Consider the following 18,133-nt stretch of genomic DNA (forward strand, 5'->3'; position numbering starts at 1 on the left):
GTTAACACAACCAATAACGTTTTAACTGGCTAAAGCAAACTATCAGTTTATAAAAAACAACAAGTACATGAATAGTTAGTCATTTACTGTCTGGATGACAGAGAAGCAAAAGGGAGAATTGCAATGGCTCTATATGATCCTAGTCTTGAAAAAGACAACTGTGGATTTGGTTTAATAGCGCAAATGGAAGGCCAACCTAGTCATAAGTTGGTAAGAACTGCTATTTCAGCCCTAGATCGCATGACACACCGTGGTGGTATCGCTGCGGATGGTAAAACCGGAGATGGCTGTGGCTTATTACTACAGAAGCCAGACTCGTACCTCAGAATTATCGCAGAAGAGAATAACTTCAACCTCGGCAAGCAATACGCTGTCGGCATGATTTTCTTCAGCCAAGACCCAATCAAAGCGCAATCCGCGCAAGACATCGTCAATAAAGAGCTCGCTCAAGAGACACTCACCGTTGCAGGTTGGCGTGTCGTGCCGACTAACACCGACGTTTTGGGTCCAATCGCAAAAGACTCGGTTCCTAATATTCAGCAAGTGTTTATCTCTGCTCCTGCCGGTTGGCGTGAGCGTGATATCGAACGCCGCCTATACATTGCTCGTCGCAGAATTGAAAAGCAGATCACCGAAGACAAAGATTTCTATATTTGTAGCCTTTCAACACAGGTAATGGTCTACAAAGGTCTGTGTATGCCCGCCGATCTTCCGCGATTTTACCTCGATCTTGCAGACTTACGTATGGAATCGGCAATATGTCTGTTCCACCAGCGTTTCTCAACTAACACACAACCACGCTGGCCACTGGCTCAACCATTCCGCTATTTGGCGCACAATGGTGAGATCAATACCATCGAAGGTAACCGCCAATGGGCCAAGGCTCGTGCCTATAAATTCTCTTCACCGTTGCTGCCCGACTTACAAACGGCTGCACCCTTTGTGAATGAGACAGGCTCAGATTCATCAAGCCTAGATAACATGCTCGACCTGTTCCTTGCCGGTGGTATGGATGTGTTCCGAGCGATGCGCATGCTTGTGCCGCCCGCTTGGCAAAATCACCCAGACATGGACCCAGATCTGCGTGCCTTTTACGACTTCAACTCCAAGCACATGGAACCGTGGGATGGCCCTGCTGGCATCGTACTTTCTGATGGTCGTTACGCCGCATGTAACCTTGATAGAAATGGCCTGCGACCAGCGCGTTATGTGATTACCAAAGACAATCTAATCACACTGGCATCTGAGGTCGGTATCTGGAACTACGCACCGGATGAAGTTGCAGAAAAAGGTCGTGTTGGTCCAGGTGAGTTACTGGTGATAGATACTCGCCGCGGCAAACTGTGGCAATCTAATGAAATCGATAATGACCTCAAAAGCCGCCACCCATATAAAGAGTGGATGGAAAAGAATGTTCACAAATTAACGCCATTTTCTGCGTTGCAAGATGACCAAGTTGGTAAGCGTAGCTTTGACGATGACACGCTCAAGACCTACCAAAAACAGTTTGCGATGAGCAACGAGGAGTCCGACCAAGTACTGCGTGTACTTGGTGATATGGGGCAAGAAGCAGTAGGCTCAATGGGCGATGATACTCCGATGGCTGTTCTCTCTTCAAAAGAGCGTCTGGTTACTGATTACTTCCGTCAGAAGTTTGCACAGGTCACCAACCCTCCGATTGATCCATTGCGTGAAAAACACGTGATGTCTTTGGCGACCAGTATCGGTAAAGAGATGAACGTGTTCTGTGAAACAGACGGTCACGCCTATCGTGTGACGTTTGATTCACCAGTACTGCTTTACTCAGACATGCAACAGCTTCTGCAGTTAAGTCAGAAACATTACCGTCATGTCATTCTCAGCATGCACTACGACCCGAATCATCAAGATCTCGAACAAGCGATCAAAGCGGTATGTGATAGCGCGGAACAAGAAGTCCGTGAGGGTGCGGTTTTAGTTGTGCTATCGGACAAAGGTTTAGAAAAAGGCAAACTACCGATCCCTGCAGCCATGGTGGTTGGCGCGGTTCAAACAAGGCTTGCTGATACTAACCTGCGTTGTGATGCCAACATCGTGGTTGAGACAGCCACTGCTCGTGACCCACATCAGTTCGCAGTTCTACTTGGCTTCGGTGCGACCGCGGTTTATCCATACCTTGCTTATGAAGCGTTAGGTAAAATGTTGGATGATGGTTCTTTAGATAAAGACTATCGTACCGCGATGCAGAACTACCAAAACGGCATCAACAAAGGTCTGTATAAGATCATGTCGAAGATGGGTATTTCTACGATTGCTTCATATCGTTGTTCGCAACTTTTCGAAGCCGTTGGCCTACATTCCGATGTTGTTAAGCTCTGTTTCCGCGGAGTTACCACACGAATCCAAGGCGCAAGCTTTAGCGATTTCCAACAAGATATCTATAACTTATCTCGTAAAGCGTGGACTAAGCGCAAACCGATCGAACACGGCGGTTTACTGAAATACGTCCATGGCGGTGAATATCACGCCTACAACCCAGATGTAGTTGGCACACTGCAAACCGCAGTTAAAACTGGCGAAACTTCGGATTACCTATCTTTTGCTAAACAGGTAAATGCTCGCCCTGCGGCAATGTTACGTGACTTAATGAGCCTGAAAAAAGCCGATAAACCACTAACACTTGAGCAAGTAGAGCCAAGTAGCGATCTGTTTAAGCGCTTTGACTCGGCTGCGATGTCGATTGGAGCTTTGAGCCCAGAAGCTCATGAAGCACTGGCTATGGCGATGAACCGATTAGGAGGCTACTCCAACTCTGGTGAAGGTGGTGAAGACCCACGACGCTTTGGGACTGACCGCAACTCGCGCATCAAGCAGATTGCGTCTGGTCGATTTGGCGTAACACCGCATTACTTAACCAATGCAGATGTTCTGCAAATCAAGGTCGCGCAAGGTGCGAAACCCGGTGAAGGTGGTCAGCTGCCAGGTCATAAAGTCACGGCAGAAATCGCCAAACTGAGATACTCTGTTCAAGGGGTCACGCTGATTTCCCCTCCTCCACATCACGATATCTATTCCATCGAAGATTTGGCACAGCTGATTTTCGACCTTAAACAAGTGAATCCTAAAGCCTTAGTTTCAGTGAAGTTAGTATCCGAACCGGGTGTCGGCACGATTGCAACAGGTGTGGCAAAAGCCTATGCGGATCTGATCACCATTTCAGGTTACGACGGCGGTACCGCGGCAAGCCCACTGACTTCGGTGAAATACGCTGGCTGTCCTTGGGAGCTAGGGCTCGCGGAAACCCAGCAAGCATTGGTTGCTAACGGGCTTCGTCATAAGATCCGTCTACAAGTCGATGGTGGTCTGAAAACTGGCCTTGATGTGATTAAAGGCGCGATTCTCGGTGCTGAAAGCTTTGGTTTTGGTACCGCACCAATGGTCGCGATGGGTTGTAAGTTCTTACGAATTTGTCACCTAAACAACTGTGCAACGGGTGTTGCGACTCAAGATGAAACGCTACGCCGTGAATACTTCAAAGGCCTGCCAGACATGGTGGTGAACTACTTTACTGGCCTAGCCGATGAAGTTCGCCAGTACCTTGCAGAACTTGGCGTAGAGAAACTTACTGATCTGATTGGTCGTACTGATTTGCTTGAAGCCGTTCAGGGCCTCACTGCGAAACAGAGCAAACTCGATCTATCTTCAATACTCGAAGCTCCAGTTTCTCCAGAAGGTCACCCACTGTTTTGGACAGAACCAAACGCACCGTTTGATAAGGCTCAACTCAATCTACAGATTCTTGATGATGCACTCGATGCGATTGAGAAACGTCAATCCACCAGCCTTTACTACAACGTGATCAACACAGACCGTTCGATTGGCGCTCGTATCTCTGGCGAAATTGCTAAGCGATACGGCAACCAAGGGATGGCAGGTTCACCAATCAAGTTATACCTCGATGGCACCGCAGGCCAATCTTTTGCAGTTTGGAACGCAGGTGGCGTAGAGCTTTACCTAACAGGTGATGCCAATGACTATGTTGGCAAAGGCATGGCTGGCGGCAAAGTGGTTATCAAACCTCACCAAGGCACCGCATTTACTTGTAACGAAGCGACCATCATAGGCAACACTTGTTTGTATGGCGCAACCGGAGGCAAGCTGTTCGCTGCGGGTACTGCAGGCGAGCGATTTGGCGTACGTAACTCAGGTACCGTTGCGGTGATTGAAGGTGCAGGTGACAACGCTTGTGAATACATGACAGGCGGTATTGTTGCCATTCTTGGCGCAACCGGAGTGAACTTCGGTGCAGGTATGACGGGAGGCTTCGCTTATGTCATGGATAAGAACGAAGACTTCCAAGGCCGAGTGAACAACGAGTCGGTTGAGGCGCTTTCTCTATCTGACTTATATATCCACCAAGAACATCTGCGGGGCTTAATTGCAGAGCACTTAGAAGAAACTGGCTCAGTGCACGCTGAAGCTATTCTGGCGAACTTTGATGAATGGATTCCGAAGTTCTACCTAGTGAAACCAAAGACGGCGGATCTCAACACCTTGCTCGGCCACCAAAGCCGCAGCTCAGCTGAACTTCGTGTTCAAGCGCAATAATTGGAAGGAGCCAATAATGAGCCAGAATGTATACCAATTTATTGATGTGAATCGCGTAGACCCAGCGAAGAAACCAATCAAGATACGTAAGATTGAGTTTGTAGAGATCTACGAACCTTTCACCAAACAACAAGCCAAAGCACAAGCAGACCGCTGTTTAGATTGTGGTAACCCTTATTGTGAGTGGAAATGTCCAGTTCACAACTACATCCCTCAGTGGCTCAAGCTTGCCAATGAAGGACGTATTATCGAAGCCGCTGAACTGTCTCACCAGACCAACAGCCTGCCAGAAGTATGTGGTCGAGTTTGTCCTCAAGACCGATTGTGTGAAGGGTCTTGTACCCTCAATGATGATTTCGGCGCAGTAACGATAGGCAATATTGAAAAATACATTAACGACAAAGCGTTTGAGATGGGCTGGAAGCCAGACATGTCTCACGTTGAGTGGACTGATAAAAAGGTCGCTATCATCGGCGCGGGACCTGCAGGTCTGGCGGCGGCTGATATCTTAGTTCGCAATGGCGTGAAAGCTGTTGTGTTTGATCGATACCCAGAGATCGGTGGCCTACTGACGTTTGGTATTCCATCGTTCAAGCTTGAGAAAGGCATCATGGAAAATCGTCGCCGTATCTTCAGCGAGATGGGCGTTGAGTTCCAAATGAATACCGAAGTAGGCAAAGATATACAACTTCAGCAGCTTGTCGATGATTACGATGCTGTCTTCTTAGGTGTCGGTACCTATAAAAACATGCGTGCTGGCTTAGACAACGAAGACGCACCGGGCGTTTATGATGCTCTACCATTCCTTGTTTCCAATACCTATAAGGTAATGGAACTGGATAACCCAACGCCATTCATCGACATGAAGGGCAAAAAAGTGGTCGTGCTTGGTGGTGGTGATACGGCGATGGACTGTGTCCGAACTTCGATACGTCAGCATGCCGCGAATGTTGTGTGTGCTTATCGCCGAGATGAAGCGAACATGCCGGGCTCTCGTCGCGAAGTGAAAAATGCGAAAGAAGAAGGCGTGAAGTTCATGTTTAACCTTCAGCCACTAGCACTGGAAACCGATTCATCAGGTCACGTTACCGGCGTCAAAGTGGTGAAAACAGCCTTGGGTGAACCGGATGATGCAGGACGTCGTCGTCCAGAACCAGTTGAAGGCAGTGAGCATGTTCTTGAGGCTGATGCCGTAATCATGGCATTTGGTTTCCAACCTCATGCAATGGAATGGCTAGAACCTTTTGGTGTAGAACTCGACCAATGGGGGCGTATCAAGGCTCCCGGACAACAAGAATTTCAATATCAAACCACCAACAGCAAGATCTTTGCTGGTGGTGATGCGGTTCGAGGATCTGACTTGGTGGTGACCGCTATCGATGAAGGCCGCAAAGCCGCTGAAGGGATATTAGATTACCTAGAAGTGTGAGTAGGTTTCCTTTATTACTCAGTTCGTTACTATAAAAAAGGATCCAATTATGGATCCTTTTTTAAGTTCGATACGTTTATCACAAGCACAACAAAAAACAGCAAACAAGCCAATTCCGATAACTACAATTAGAATTAAAAACAAGCCATAGGAAACACTATGAAAAAAGCCGCTCTCCTCTCGCTATCACTTTTAACATTAACCGCTTGCAGCCAAGGAATCACGGACATGAAAGACAGAACCTCATCACCTTGTGGTGACAAACCAAATTGCGTATCAACACAAGATGACCGTGAACAACATGCTTTGGCTGCGTACGAACTATCCGATTCAGCAAACCTTGATGCCATTGAGCAAGTAGCTCTGACTTTGCCGGGCGCGAAAACGGCCAACAAAACCGATGATTACCTGCGTGTTGAGTGCACATCACGCATCATGCGCTTTGTCGATGACCTTGAGTTAAAAGTCGATGGAGACAAGCTCATCGTTCGCTCCGAGTCTCGTACGGGCTACTCTGATTTTGGTGTGAACCGTAAACGAGCAGAACAACTTCGTGCTAGCTTGCAAAGCGAAGGTCTAATCAAATAGACAAAGAATACTGGAGTAAATCCACACTATTCGGATGAGAAGTGCTTCTGGGCAGTCGCTCGACGCTTCTTATCCATGCTACAATTTCGCTCTACTGTTTAAATATTTTTAATTAAGAGACTACACATGAAAATCGGCATCATTGGCGCAATGGAGCAAGAAGTTGCGATCCTAAAAGCAGCTATTTCAGACATTACTGAAGTTAATAAAGGCGGTTGTACCTTTTTCTCTGGTCAGCTAAATGGTGTTGACGTTGTTTTGCTTCAATCAGGCATTGGTAAAGTAGCAGCAGCAGTTGGTACTTCAATCCTGCTAAGCGAATACCAACCAGATGTCGTTCTAAACACGGGCTCTGCTGGCGGTTTTGACTCAACACTGAACCTTGGCGATGTGGTTATCTCGACTGAAGTTCGTCACCACGATGCAGACGTTACGGCTTTCGGTTACGAAATTGGTCAAATGGCAGGTCAACCTGCAGCGTTCAAAGCTGACGACAAACTGATGCAAGTTGCTGAACAAGCGCTATCTCAAATGGAAGATAAGCACGCTGTTCGTGGCCTTATCTGTACTGGCGACGCATTTGTTTGCACAGCAGAGCGCCAAGAGTTTATCCGTAAGCACTTCCCATCTGTAGTTGCTGTAGAGATGGAAGCATCTGCTATCGCTCAAGCTTGTCACCAATTCCAAGTACCATTCGTGGTTGTTCGTGCAATATCTGACGTTGCAGACAAAGAATCACCAATGAGTTTCGAAGAATTCCTGCCACTAGCAGCGCAAAGCTCTTCTGAAATGGTTATCAAAATGGTTGCCCTACTAAAGTAAGCGACTAGACATGCAAACACTGTTTGATCAGGTATTTGCAAATGGCGTGCTCCTTGTAATGTGGGGAGCACTGCTTTTTCATTTAATCTTACCTATCCCTCATGCCGCACACCCCACGACCTTATGGCATAAGTTTGCTGAGCTTTTAGCAAGCAAGGTTAATAACAACCAAAACTATTCCCAAAGCTTAATCTCAGGCACATTAGCCTGGGGATTAATGGTACTACCAACTCTGATCATCCTGTTGGCCTTGCAACCTTTGGTTTGGCAATCTCAACTGTTTGAGTTAGCACTGTTATTACTCGCGATTGATTGGCGTAATAATGAAAAGCTAGCGAATCAACTGATCAAAGCACTTGGCCGAGAGGATAAAACTACCGCTCGTCAATTACTGGCTCCGATTGTCAATCGTCAGACCGAATCACTTTCATCACTTGGCCTAGGCAAAGCCGCCACAGAAACCATCATCATGGGTTACGCTCGTAACGTGGTTTGTGTCTTGTTCTGGTACGCCATCGGTGGTGGTATCGCTGCATTGATGTATCGCCTGATCGTCGAGTTAGCTCGAGCTTGGTCACCAAGCCGTAAGCAGTTCTCTCCTTTTGGCTCAACGGCAATCAAGATCGTCGCTATCCTAGAATTTATACCCATGCGCTTATTTGCCTTGATGATCGTCTGTGGTGATAAAGCGTCTCATACATTTAAGATGATGCTTGTTCAAAGTCGCTCTTGGCCTCTACCCGGCCCGGCATGGTTAATTACAGCCGTAGGGAACAAGCTGGAGTTATCATTGGGTGGCCCTGCCATTTATGACAACACCAAAGCCATTCGAGCAAAATTAGGCGGCAGAATCGCCCCATCAGCACTGCATTTATCTCAGGTTCAAAAGCTACTTTTTGGTCGCATCGCTATCTGGATATTCTTACAAAGCCTAGCCTTACTCATTATTCACCAAGGGATTTAAAGTGAAACCCTCTCAACTTGTTACACGATACTCTGCCCTCGCATTCACTCTCAGCTTCAGTTTATGGGCACCCACTTCATTTGCGACAGAAGTAGCAACAGCCGAACGTGTTATCAGCCTCGCTCCTCACGCAACCGAGCTTGCATACAGCGCAGGTCTAGGTGACAACCTTATCGCAGTGAGCGAGCGAAGTGATTATCCACCAGAGGCTGATAAGCTTGAGAAGGTAGCAAACTATCAAGGCATCAAGGTTGAGAAAATCATCGCACTACAGCCAGATCTGATTCTTGCGTGGCCAGCTGGCAACCCGCCTAGAGAACTCGCGAAATTAGAGCAGTTCGGTTTCAATATTTACTACTCAAAAACCAAAAGTCTAGACAGCATCGCTACCAATATTGAACAACTCAGCCAATACGCCAGCGACCCGAGTATCGGTGAAAATAATGCCAAACAATACAAAGAACAGCTCAACACGTTAAGACTAAAATATAAAGACGCCGAACCGGTAAACTACTTTTATCAGCTTAGTGAAAAACCGATCATTACCGTGGCACAAGGACACTGGCCAAGTGAGGTGTTTGATTTTTGTGGTGGTCACAATATTTTTGAAGACAGCGCCTCCCCTTACCCGCAAGTTGGCATCGAACAAGTTGTACTTAAGAAACCTGAAGTGATCTTCACGTCTCAGCACGCAATCGAGAACGGAACCATGTGGCAAACTTGGGAAGAAGAGATCCCAGCTGTCGCTCAAGATCAGATTTGGTCACTCAATTCAGATTGGATTAATCGCCCGACAACGAGAACTTTGCAAGCGATCCAACAAGTGTGCGACTTCTTCGATAGAGCTAGGCAAAATCACTAACTTTTTGCTGCGTTTTTTCGTACAATTCGCCACCGACCTGTCCCTACAATTTTAACTATAAGAGCACCAGTATCATGGACTCCATGCTGCTTTATATTATCGATTTATTTGGCACTGCCATCTTTGCTATTTCAGGCGTTTTTGTCGCTGGCCGTCTTAAGATGGACCCCTTTGGCGTAGCCGTTCTAGGCAGTGTAACCGCAATTGGCGGCGGTACTATTCGTGACATGGCATTGGGTGCAACTCCAGTGTTTTGGATCACTGACACCACCTACCTTTGGGTAATCATCATTACCTGCTTGCTGACCATGATCATTGTAAGACGCCCAAAACGTCTCGCTTGGTGGATACTGCCAGTATGTGATGCAATCGGCCTAGCGGTGTTTGTTGGCATTGGTGTAGAAAAAGCGCTTATCTATCAAGATTCAGCACTAGTGGCCATCATCATGGGTGTCATCACCGGCTGTGGTGGCGGTATTATTCGTGACGTACTTGCCCGTGAAGTACCGATGATCCTACGAAGCGAAGTCTACGCGACCGCTTGTATCATCGGCGGTGCATTCCACACTATGGCTATTCGCATGGGGCACGATTCAGAGACGGCATTTTTAGCCGGTGTATTCTCAACGCTGCTGATCAGGCTTGGGGCTATTCGTTGGCACTTATCACTGCCGACCTTCGCCATCAAATAGACCATTACCAAAAATTAAGAAAGGCTCCTCAAAGGAGCCTTTCTTAATTTGAGCTCCCCCCAACACAATTATTATGCTCTCGCGTTACACGTGCGAGCATAACTAAAAATACCTAACTTGGTTCAAAGCTTTAGTTTCAAGTCTAGAGAATGGATTGCGTTTCAGGTAAGTTGACACAATCATTCCCAACTTTCATGAATATAACCCAATGCTACTCGAAGGAATCGAAACTCTACTGGTATTGAGTAAAGCAAAGACCATGAGCCGCACAGGCAGTTTGCTTTATATCAGCCAATCAGCGGTCAGCAAACGGATTGCGAATTTAGAAAAGAAGCTAGGTAAAAAGCTCATTGAACCGAGTGGCCGACAGATAAAACTCACGCCGGATGCAATTGCATTAATCGAGAGTATTGGCCCTACATTCAATGAACTTCGTGGTCTTATTTATGAACAGCAAGAGTTGGAAGATACCACTCTCATTACTTTAGATAGCTCTAAATCGCTGATAGCGGGTTATTTAGGTGAAATGATGGGGCAATTTATCCAACAAGATAAGTACATCACCATTACCACCAACCACACGCCGAGAATCATAGAGCGAGTACAATCTGGCAAGGCGACTTTGGGGTTGTGTGCTGGCTTACTGCCACCGCATCATGGTTTGATGGCATTCCACCTGTTTGATGAGCCGTTTTACATAGTGAGTAAGTCACCGCTAACGGAGCTTCCTCCATTGGTGATTACCAACGATATGACCAATCCTGCCAACTCTTATCAGCTCTCTGTATTAGAGAAGTTTGGCATTAAACCCTTGATGGAGATGGATGCTTATACCGCAGCCGCGCAACTTGCACTTGGTGGAACTGGACCAGCCTTAATCCCGCTCTCTATCGTAAAGACGCTCAATATTGAGTCTCAATACCTATTTAGCTTTCAAGAACTAGAAGGCCTTATTCGACCGATTCATATCTGTGTCAGACCAAATAGCTATCAGTCTCCACGAGTTAAAGCACTGATAGAATCCATTGTTGATGCTGTTCCCAAAGCAGTTTAGACGCCATTAGCATCGACATTACGATCACAAGGGGGCGAATCCATTTCTGCCCTTTTGTCACCACTACTTTAGCGCCAAGCTGGGCGCCCATAAAGCCGCCGACCGCCATCACTAATCCCAGCTCCCAAATTGGCAAGCCTGCTAAAATAAAGAAGATCAAGGCTGCGATATTCGAAGTGAAGTTAAGTACCTTGGTGCGCGCAGTAGCATCGACTAACGAAAAATGGCCAATAGCAACAAAACAAACTGTGAAGATAGAACCTGTGCCCGGACCAAAGAAACCATCATAGAAACCAACACCGCCGCCAACACATAACGCAAACATTGCCTCGGAGATCTTTTGTTTTCCTTCAGAGGCTCTGGTTTGTGGCGCTAATAAGAAATAGAGAGAGATAGCGATAAGTAGCAGTGGAATCACACTGGTCAAAAGGCTCGCATCAATGTGCTGGACTAACTCGGCACCAATTGCTGAACCTATAAAGGTGCAAAAGATCGCGAGTCGCATCTCTTTAATGCTGACAATGCCATTGCGCACGAAATACCAACTCGCAGAAAAGCTACCAAATGAACTTTGGAGTTTATTGGTTGCCAGTGCCTGCGTTGGTGGTACTCCGGCCGCGAGCAATGCCGGTAGAGTCAGTAACCCACCGCCGCCAGCCATTGCATCAATAAAGCCTGCTGCCGTTGCAACAACAAACAAGATAACCAATATTTCTAGAGTGATTTCCATATACCCACGCCTTAAGTTCTCGTATAGCGACAAGTTACCACCGTGAGCAACCGATCAACAACGAAACACAAGATTCTAACCTATTCCAGATTTTCACCATTAAACTCATATTGGATAACAGACATAAAAAAGCCCACTCCGGAGAGTGGGCTTTGAGCATTTATGTCCGCTTAACAGCGATACACTTTAGGCTATTAAGCTTGAGAAGCTTTAACCTGTGCGTGGAGCTCTTGAACTGAAGTTACTGACGTCTTCGCGTCCGCTGTGTGCGCCATACAAGTCGCGAATGCAGCGTTTAGCGTTGTCGTGTAGTTAACTTTCTCAGCCAATGCGCCACGACGAAGAACTTTAGAATCTTCAATCGCTTGACGGCCAGCAGCAGTGTTCACGATGTAGGTGTACTCGTTGTTCTTGATACGGTCAAGAATGTGAGGACGACCTTCGTGTACCTTGTTTACTAGACGTGGGTTGATACCCGCTTCACCAAGGATAACCGCTGTACCGTGTGTTGCGTCTAGCTGGTAACCAAGCTTAGATAGCTTAGATGCTAGGTCAACAACACGCTCTTTGTCGCCTTCGCGAACAGAGAGCAATGCACGACCGCCTTCAGGGTAGATGTGACCACAACCCAATTCAGCTTTAGAGTATGCTTCTGCGAATGTCGCGCCAACACCCATAACTTCACCAGTAGAACGCATTTCTGGGCCTAACAGTGGGTCAACACCAGGGAACTTGTTGAATGGAAGTACAACTTCTTTCACTGAGTAGTAAGGTGGGATGATTTCTTTCGTAAAGCCTTGAGACTCTAGAGATTGACCTGCCATTACACGAGCGGCAATCTTAGCGATTGGCGCACCCGTTGCTTTAGATACGAATGGAACCGTACGTGCTGCACGAGGGTTAACCTCAATTAGGTACACTTCATTGTTCTTAACAGCAAACTGCGTGTTCATCAGACCACGAACACCCAACTCAAACGCTAGCTTTTCAACTTGCTCGCGCATTACGTCTTGGATTTCTTGGCTTAGCGTGTATGCAGGAAGAGAACATGCTGAGTCACCTGAGTGAACACCCGCTTGCTCGATGTGCTCCATGATACCGCCGATTACAACGCGCTCACCGTCACAAATCGCATCAACGTCTACTTCAACAGCGTCATCTAGGAAGCTATCAAGTAGTACTGGAGATTCGTTTGATACGCTAACTGCTTCGTTGAAGTAGCGACGTAAATCTTGCTCGTCGTATACGATTTCCATCGCACGACCACCAAGTACGTAAGAAGGACGAACAACAAGTGGGAAGCCGATTTCACGAGATTTCTCTACCGCTTGCTCCATTGTTGTTACTGTTGCGTTTTCTGGCTGAAGTAGGCCTAGGCGGTCTACAGCAACTTGGAAACGCTCACGGTCTTCTGCACGGTCGATTGCGTCAGGGCTAGTACCGATGATTGGTACGCCAGCCGCTTCAAGAGCACGTGCCAGTTTAAGTGGCGTTTGACCACCGTACTGAACGATAACGCCTTTTGGCTTCTCAACACGAGCTATTGCTAGCACGTCTTCTAGAGTTACCGGTTCGAAGTACAGGCGGTCAGACGTATCGTAGTCTGTAGAAACTGTCTCAGGGTTACAGTTAACCATGATAGTTTCGTAGCCATCTTCACGTAGCGCTAGTGATGCATGTACACAACAGTAGTCAAATTCAATACCTTGGCCAATACGGTTTGGACCACCGCCTAGAATCATGATTTTTTCTTTGTCTGTTGGGTTTGCTTCACACTCGTCATCGTAAGATGAGTACATGTAAGCCGTATCTGAAGAGAACTCAGCTGCACACGTATCTACACGCTTGTATACCGGATGGATGTCGTATTGGTCACGTAGACGACGGATTTCGCTTTCCGCTACACCTAGAATCTTAGATAGGCGCGCATCAGCAAAACCTTTACGCTTAAGCTTGTTTAGCTCGTCTTTATTTAGACCAGCAAAGCCTTTCGCTTTAAGTTCTTGCTCTAGCTTAACGATATCTTCGATTTGAACTAGGAACCAACGGTCGATTTGCGTCAGGTTGAATACACCGTCTACCGACATACCAGCACGGAATGCGTCAGCGATGTACCAAATACGCTCTGCGCCAGCTTCTTTAAGTTCGTGACGGATAGTCGTTAGAGCATCTGGTGCGTCTAGGTCTACCATTTCGTCAAAACCAGTCGCGCCAACTTCTAGGCCGCGGAGTGCCTTTTGTAGAGATTCTTGTTGGTTACGGCCGATAGCCATAACTTCACCAACAGACTTCATTTGTGTCGTTAGACGGTCGTTAGCACCTGCAAATTTCTCGAAGTTGAAACGAGGAATCTTAGTTACTACGTAGTCGATTGTTGGTTCGAATGATGCTGGCGTTGCGCCACCAGTGATGTCATTCATTAGCTCGTCTAGCGTGAAACCAACAGCCAGTTTCGCTGCAATCTTAGCGATTGGGAAACCTGTTGCTTTAGAAGCTAGTGCTGAAGAGCGAGATACACGTGGGTTCATCTCGATGATAACCATACGGCCATCTTTCGGGTTGATACCAAACTGTACGTTTGAACCACCTGTTTCAACACCAATCTCACGCAGTACTGCTAGAGATGCGTTACGCATTAGTTGGTATTCTTTGTCTGTCAGCGTTTGTGCTGGAGCCACGGTAATTGAGTCACCCGTGTGAATACCCATTGGGTCGAAGTTTTCAATCGCACATACGATGATGCAGTTATCGTTTTTGTCACGAACCACTTCCATCTCGTACTCTTTCCAACCGATAAGTGATTCATCGATAAGAAGTTCGTTTGTTGGAGATAAGTCCAAACCACGACGACAGATTTCTTCAAATTCTTCTTTGTTGTAAGCGATACCGCCACCAGTACCACCCATCGTAAACGATGGACGAATGATACAAGGGAAGCCAACCATGTCTAAAACTTTATAAGCTTCTTCCATCGTTTTCGCTGTATCAGCAGTTGGACACTCAAGGCCAATAGCTTTCATTGCTTTATCGAAGCGTGAACGGTCTTCTGCTTTATCGATAGCGTCAGCCGTTGCACCAATCATTTCAACACCGAACTCTTCAAGAACACCGTGCTTTTCTAGGTCTAGAGCACAGTTCAATGCAGTTTGGCCACCCATTGTAGGTAGAACTGCATCAGGCTTCTCTTTAGCGATGATATTACGCACAACTTCCCATTGGATAGGCTCAATGTAAGTTGCATCAGCCATGTCAGGGTCAGTCATGATTGTCGCTGGGTTCGAGTTTACAAGAATAACTCGGTAACCTTCTTCGCGAAGTGCTTTACAAGCTTGAGCACCAGAGTAATCAAACTCACATGCTTGACCGATAACAATCGGGCCAGCACCTAGAATTAGAACACTTTTAATGTCAGTACGTTTTGGCATTATCTACTACTCCGGATTACGCTGTGTGCTGTTTAATTAATTCAATGAAGTGGTCGAATAGCGGTGCCGCATCTTCTGGACCTGGGCTTGCTTCAGGGTGACCTTGGAAGCTGAATGCTGGTTTGTCTGTACGGTGAATACCCTGTAGAGAACCATCAAATAGTGATTTGTGAGTTGCACGCAGTGTCTCTGGAAGGGTTTCTTCGTCAGCAGCAAAGCCGTGGTTTTGCGAAGTAATCATCACAACATCACGATCTAAATCTTTAACCGGGTGGTTTGCACCGTGGTGACCAAACTTCATCTTCACTGTCTTAGCGCCTGACGCAAGAGCAAGAATCTGGTGACCTAGACAGATACCGAAGATTGGCAAGCCTTTTTCTAGGAACACTTTTGTCGCTTCAATTGCGTAAGTACATGGTTCTGGGTCACCAGGGCCATTTGAAAGGAAAACACCGTCTGGGTTCAGAGCTAGTACTTCTTCAGCAGAAGTTTCAGCTGGAACAACCGTTAGGCGGCAACCGCGGTCAACAAGCATTCGTAGGATGTTTCGTTTTGCACCGAAGTCATAAGCAACAACGTGGTATGGCAATTCAGAGTCTGCTTTCGCTTCAGGAAGTCCACCCGTAAGCGTCCACGAACCTTGTTTCCATTGGTACGCTTCTTTTGTTGTAACTTCTTTCGCAAGGTCCATACCTTTCAGGCCAGGGAATTCTTTTGCTTTAGCTAGAGCCAAAGCTTCGTCTAAATTGTTGCCAGCTACGATACAACCGTTCTGAGCACCTTTTTCACGAAGAATACGTGTCAGCTTACGAGTATCGATATCAGCGATACCAACAACGTTTTGCGACTTAAGGTAATCAGAAAGGGATTGTTCATTACGGAAGTTAGAAGCGATTAGAGGGAGATCGCGAATCACAAGGCCTTGAGCGTGGATTGAAGAAGATTCTTCGTCTTCGGAATTGGTTCCGGTATTGCCAATGTGAGGGTAAGTAAGAGTAACGATTTGTTGAGAATAGGAAGGATCAGTGAGGATTTCTTGGTACCCCGTCATCGAGGTATTAAAAACGACTTCACCAACTGCAGAACCTACAGCGCCAATGGCTTCACCGTGAAATACTGTCCCATCTTCTAGGACGAGTAGTGCTGACTTCTTCAAGACAACCTCCAGAAATAAAAATGCATTAAAATTGATTTAATTTGCAAATCTACCTTCCTGCAACACCAGAAACTGCGTGTTTATGGAAATTAGACAAATTGGCGGTATTTTAGTGATGTGCGTGATACGTGTCAACATTTAACGTAAAAGAAATTAAACATTTGTAAGGACTAATCCAATTTACACCATCAAAGCTTCAAAAGTTCAACTTTCATGCTCATTTAAACCGAATATTATGATTTTCTAATTTTCACCCCTCATTTTAGCTAAGCATAGAGTAATAAAAATATCAGCAACAAAACGCAAACGATAAATACAAAGAGAAAACATGATAATTTAAAGATCTAAAACAGAAAACACACCAAAGGCAATATAAATAACACTTAAACTAAGGGAAAATGACGATAATAAGAAAGTAAAAGGAGGATAGTAGAAGAAGGATCACTGTAAAAAAGGGACTAAATAAAGAAAGCGCCGGCAGTTGCCAGCGCATAAATATCTATTTACAGATCGTTCAAACCAAGGACGTCAGTCATGGTATAAAAGCCAGCAGGTTTGTCATTTAACCAAACTGCTGCCTTGATTGCACCATTAGCAAAGGTCATTCGATCTGTGGCTTTATGAGTAATTTCGACTCGCTCACCGATATCAGCAAACATAGCGGTATGCTCGCCAATAATGTCGCCAGCTCGAATTGTCGCAAAACCAATCTCATCTTTTGTACGCTCGCCAGTAATGCCTTCACGTGACCACACGGCTACATCGTTTAGCTCATTGCCCATCGCACCAGCAATCGCTTCGCCCATGCCAATCGCAGTACCAGAAGGTGCATCAACTTTATGACGGTGGTGAGCCTCAACGATCTCGACATCACAATAATCGCCCATCACTTTAGCGGCCTTCTCTAGCAGCTTAAATACCAGGTTCACACCGACACTGTAGTTAGGTGCCATTACGATAGGCATCTCTCTTGAAGCTGCATCAATCACCTGCTTCTCTTCTTCAGAGAAACCCGTCGTACCGATGATCAGCTTTTTACCATGACGTTTACAAAGTTCAATATTCGCTAATGTGCTAACAGGTGCAGTAAAATCGACAATCACATCAAACTCTTCGATCGCTTTAGACAAGTCATCCACTAGAGCAACATCAAAACGACCTTCACCGCATAACTCGCCAACATCAACGCCGACCAAAGATGACTCTGGACGCTCTGAACCAGCACCAACACTTGCTTCTGAATTATGATGAGCGGCTTTCACCAAGTTGCGACCCATACGGCCCGCTGCTCCTGCAATTGCAATTCTTACCACTGCGAATATCTCCATTGTTTTGGTTACCGTTACCACTTATCTCTTGCAGCAACGTTCAATCGATTAATCTCTTTAAACTAACAACAATCTCAAACTCAGGCTAGCAATTACGAAAACTCTTTTATTACTCGCTCTAAAATTGGCACATTCGCTTCAGGGAATGCGTATTGGCTCAATGATTCAAGATCGACCCATTCACCTTGTTGCCCTTCTTTACCATAAGGCTGTTGCTCGAAATCAGTCACAAGGATGAAATCAAACTTAAGCGACTTGTCACTGTAATCAAACTCAAGATGTTCAAACAGAGACTGTTCAGTCACATTGATACCGATTTCTTCATCAAGTTCACGAGTCATCGCCTGTTCAATGGTTTCGCCTACTTCTACTTTTCCACCAGGAAATTCCCAGAAACCGCCTTTATGCTTGTCGTCTGGGCGCTTAGTAATAAATACCTGTGACTTATCTTGGTTAAAGATAATTCCAGCTACAATGTGGATTCTTTTCATTGATG

Annotated in this window: 13 protein-coding genes; 8 read left to right on the forward strand and 5 right to left on the reverse strand. The window is 46.2% G+C overall.

Annotated elements, in window-relative coordinates; translation table 11 throughout:
• The first annotated feature begins 123 nt into the window (after positions 1-123).
• The 8 genes from gltB to L4C44_RS15235 all read left to right on the forward strand — a co-directional run bounded on the left by gltB (position 124) and on the right by L4C44_RS15235 (position 10,998).
• Positions 124-4,587 (forward strand): glutamate synthase large subunit, encoded by a 4,464-nt coding sequence (gene gltB / locus L4C44_RS15200; protein ID WP_428805325.1) that lies wholly within the window; start codon positions 124-126, stop codon positions 4,585-4,587.
• A gap of 16 nt (positions 4,588-4,603) precedes the next feature.
• The gene (locus L4C44_RS15205) at positions 4,604-6,016 is read left to right on the forward strand and encodes an FAD-dependent oxidoreductase (protein ID WP_428805326.1); all 1,413 of its coding nucleotides are present in this window, start codon (positions 4,604-4,606) and stop codon (positions 6,014-6,016) included.
• A 159-nt stretch (positions 6,017-6,175) separates the two neighbouring features.
• Complete coding sequence (locus L4C44_RS15210) at positions 6,176-6,604, forward strand: DUF1499 domain-containing protein (RefSeq protein WP_171366878.1); 429 nt, start codon at positions 6,176-6,178, stop codon at positions 6,602-6,604.
• 126 nt (positions 6,605-6,730) lie between these two features.
• Positions 6,731-7,426: a 5'-methylthioadenosine/S-adenosylhomocysteine nucleosidase gene (gene mtnN / locus L4C44_RS15215; RefSeq protein WP_017630246.1), complete on the forward strand. Its 696-nt coding sequence runs from the start codon at positions 6,731-6,733 to the stop codon at positions 7,424-7,426.
• Between the two features lie 10 nt (positions 7,427-7,436).
• Positions 7,437-8,390, forward strand: coding sequence for a cobalamin biosynthesis family protein (locus L4C44_RS15220; protein WP_428805327.1), 954 nt, complete (start codon positions 7,437-7,439; stop codon positions 8,388-8,390).
• A 1-nt stretch (position 8,391) separates the two neighbouring features.
• Entirely contained in the window at positions 8,392-9,252 is an 861-nt protein-coding gene (gene btuF / locus L4C44_RS15225; protein ID WP_428805328.1) for a vitamin B12 ABC transporter substrate-binding protein BtuF, read from the forward strand.
• Between the two features lie 74 nt (positions 9,253-9,326).
• Positions 9,327-9,944 (forward strand): TRIC cation channel family protein, encoded by a 618-nt coding sequence (locus L4C44_RS15230; RefSeq protein WP_146490532.1) that lies wholly within the window; start codon positions 9,327-9,329, stop codon positions 9,942-9,944.
• A gap of 208 nt (positions 9,945-10,152) precedes the next feature.
• Positions 10,153-10,998, forward strand: coding sequence for a LysR family transcriptional regulator (locus L4C44_RS15235; RefSeq protein ID WP_060983044.1), 846 nt, complete (start codon positions 10,153-10,155; stop codon positions 10,996-10,998).
• Here L4C44_RS15235 and L4C44_RS15240 read toward each other — a convergent pair.
• From L4C44_RS15240 to mutT, 5 genes are all read right to left on the reverse strand, one after another.
• A complete protein-coding gene (locus L4C44_RS15240; protein ID WP_428805329.1) occupies positions 10,949-11,728 on the reverse strand; it encodes a TSUP family transporter in 780 nt (259 codons plus the stop codon). The two genes, L4C44_RS15235 and L4C44_RS15240, sit on opposite strands and share 50 nt — an antisense overlap.
• Positions 11,729-11,922: 194 nt before the next feature.
• Positions 11,923-15,153 (reverse strand): carbamoyl-phosphate synthase large subunit, encoded by a 3,231-nt coding sequence (carB, locus tag L4C44_RS15245; protein ID WP_146490531.1) that lies wholly within the window; start codon positions 15,151-15,153, stop codon positions 11,923-11,925.
• A 16-nt stretch (positions 15,154-15,169) separates the two neighbouring features.
• Positions 15,170-16,309, reverse strand: coding sequence for a glutamine-hydrolyzing carbamoyl-phosphate synthase small subunit (gene carA, locus L4C44_RS15250; protein WP_048609692.1), 1,140 nt, complete (start codon positions 16,307-16,309; stop codon positions 15,170-15,172).
• Positions 16,310-16,812: 503 nt separating this feature from the next.
• Positions 16,813-17,637, reverse strand: coding sequence for a 4-hydroxy-tetrahydrodipicolinate reductase (dapB, locus tag L4C44_RS15255; RefSeq protein WP_186728035.1), 825 nt, complete (start codon positions 17,635-17,637; stop codon positions 16,813-16,815).
• A gap of 92 nt (positions 17,638-17,729) precedes the next feature.
• Positions 17,730-18,128, reverse strand: coding sequence for an 8-oxo-dGTP diphosphatase MutT (mutT, locus tag L4C44_RS15260; RefSeq protein ID WP_076670693.1), 399 nt, complete (start codon positions 18,126-18,128; stop codon positions 17,730-17,732).
• Positions 18,129-18,133: the final 5 nt, after the last annotated feature.

Origin of the sequence: Vibrio satsumensis (assembly GCF_050337435.1) — a bacterium.
GTDB classification, from domain to species: domain Bacteria; phylum Pseudomonadota; class Gammaproteobacteria; order Enterobacterales; family Vibrionaceae; genus Vibrio; species Vibrio satsumensis.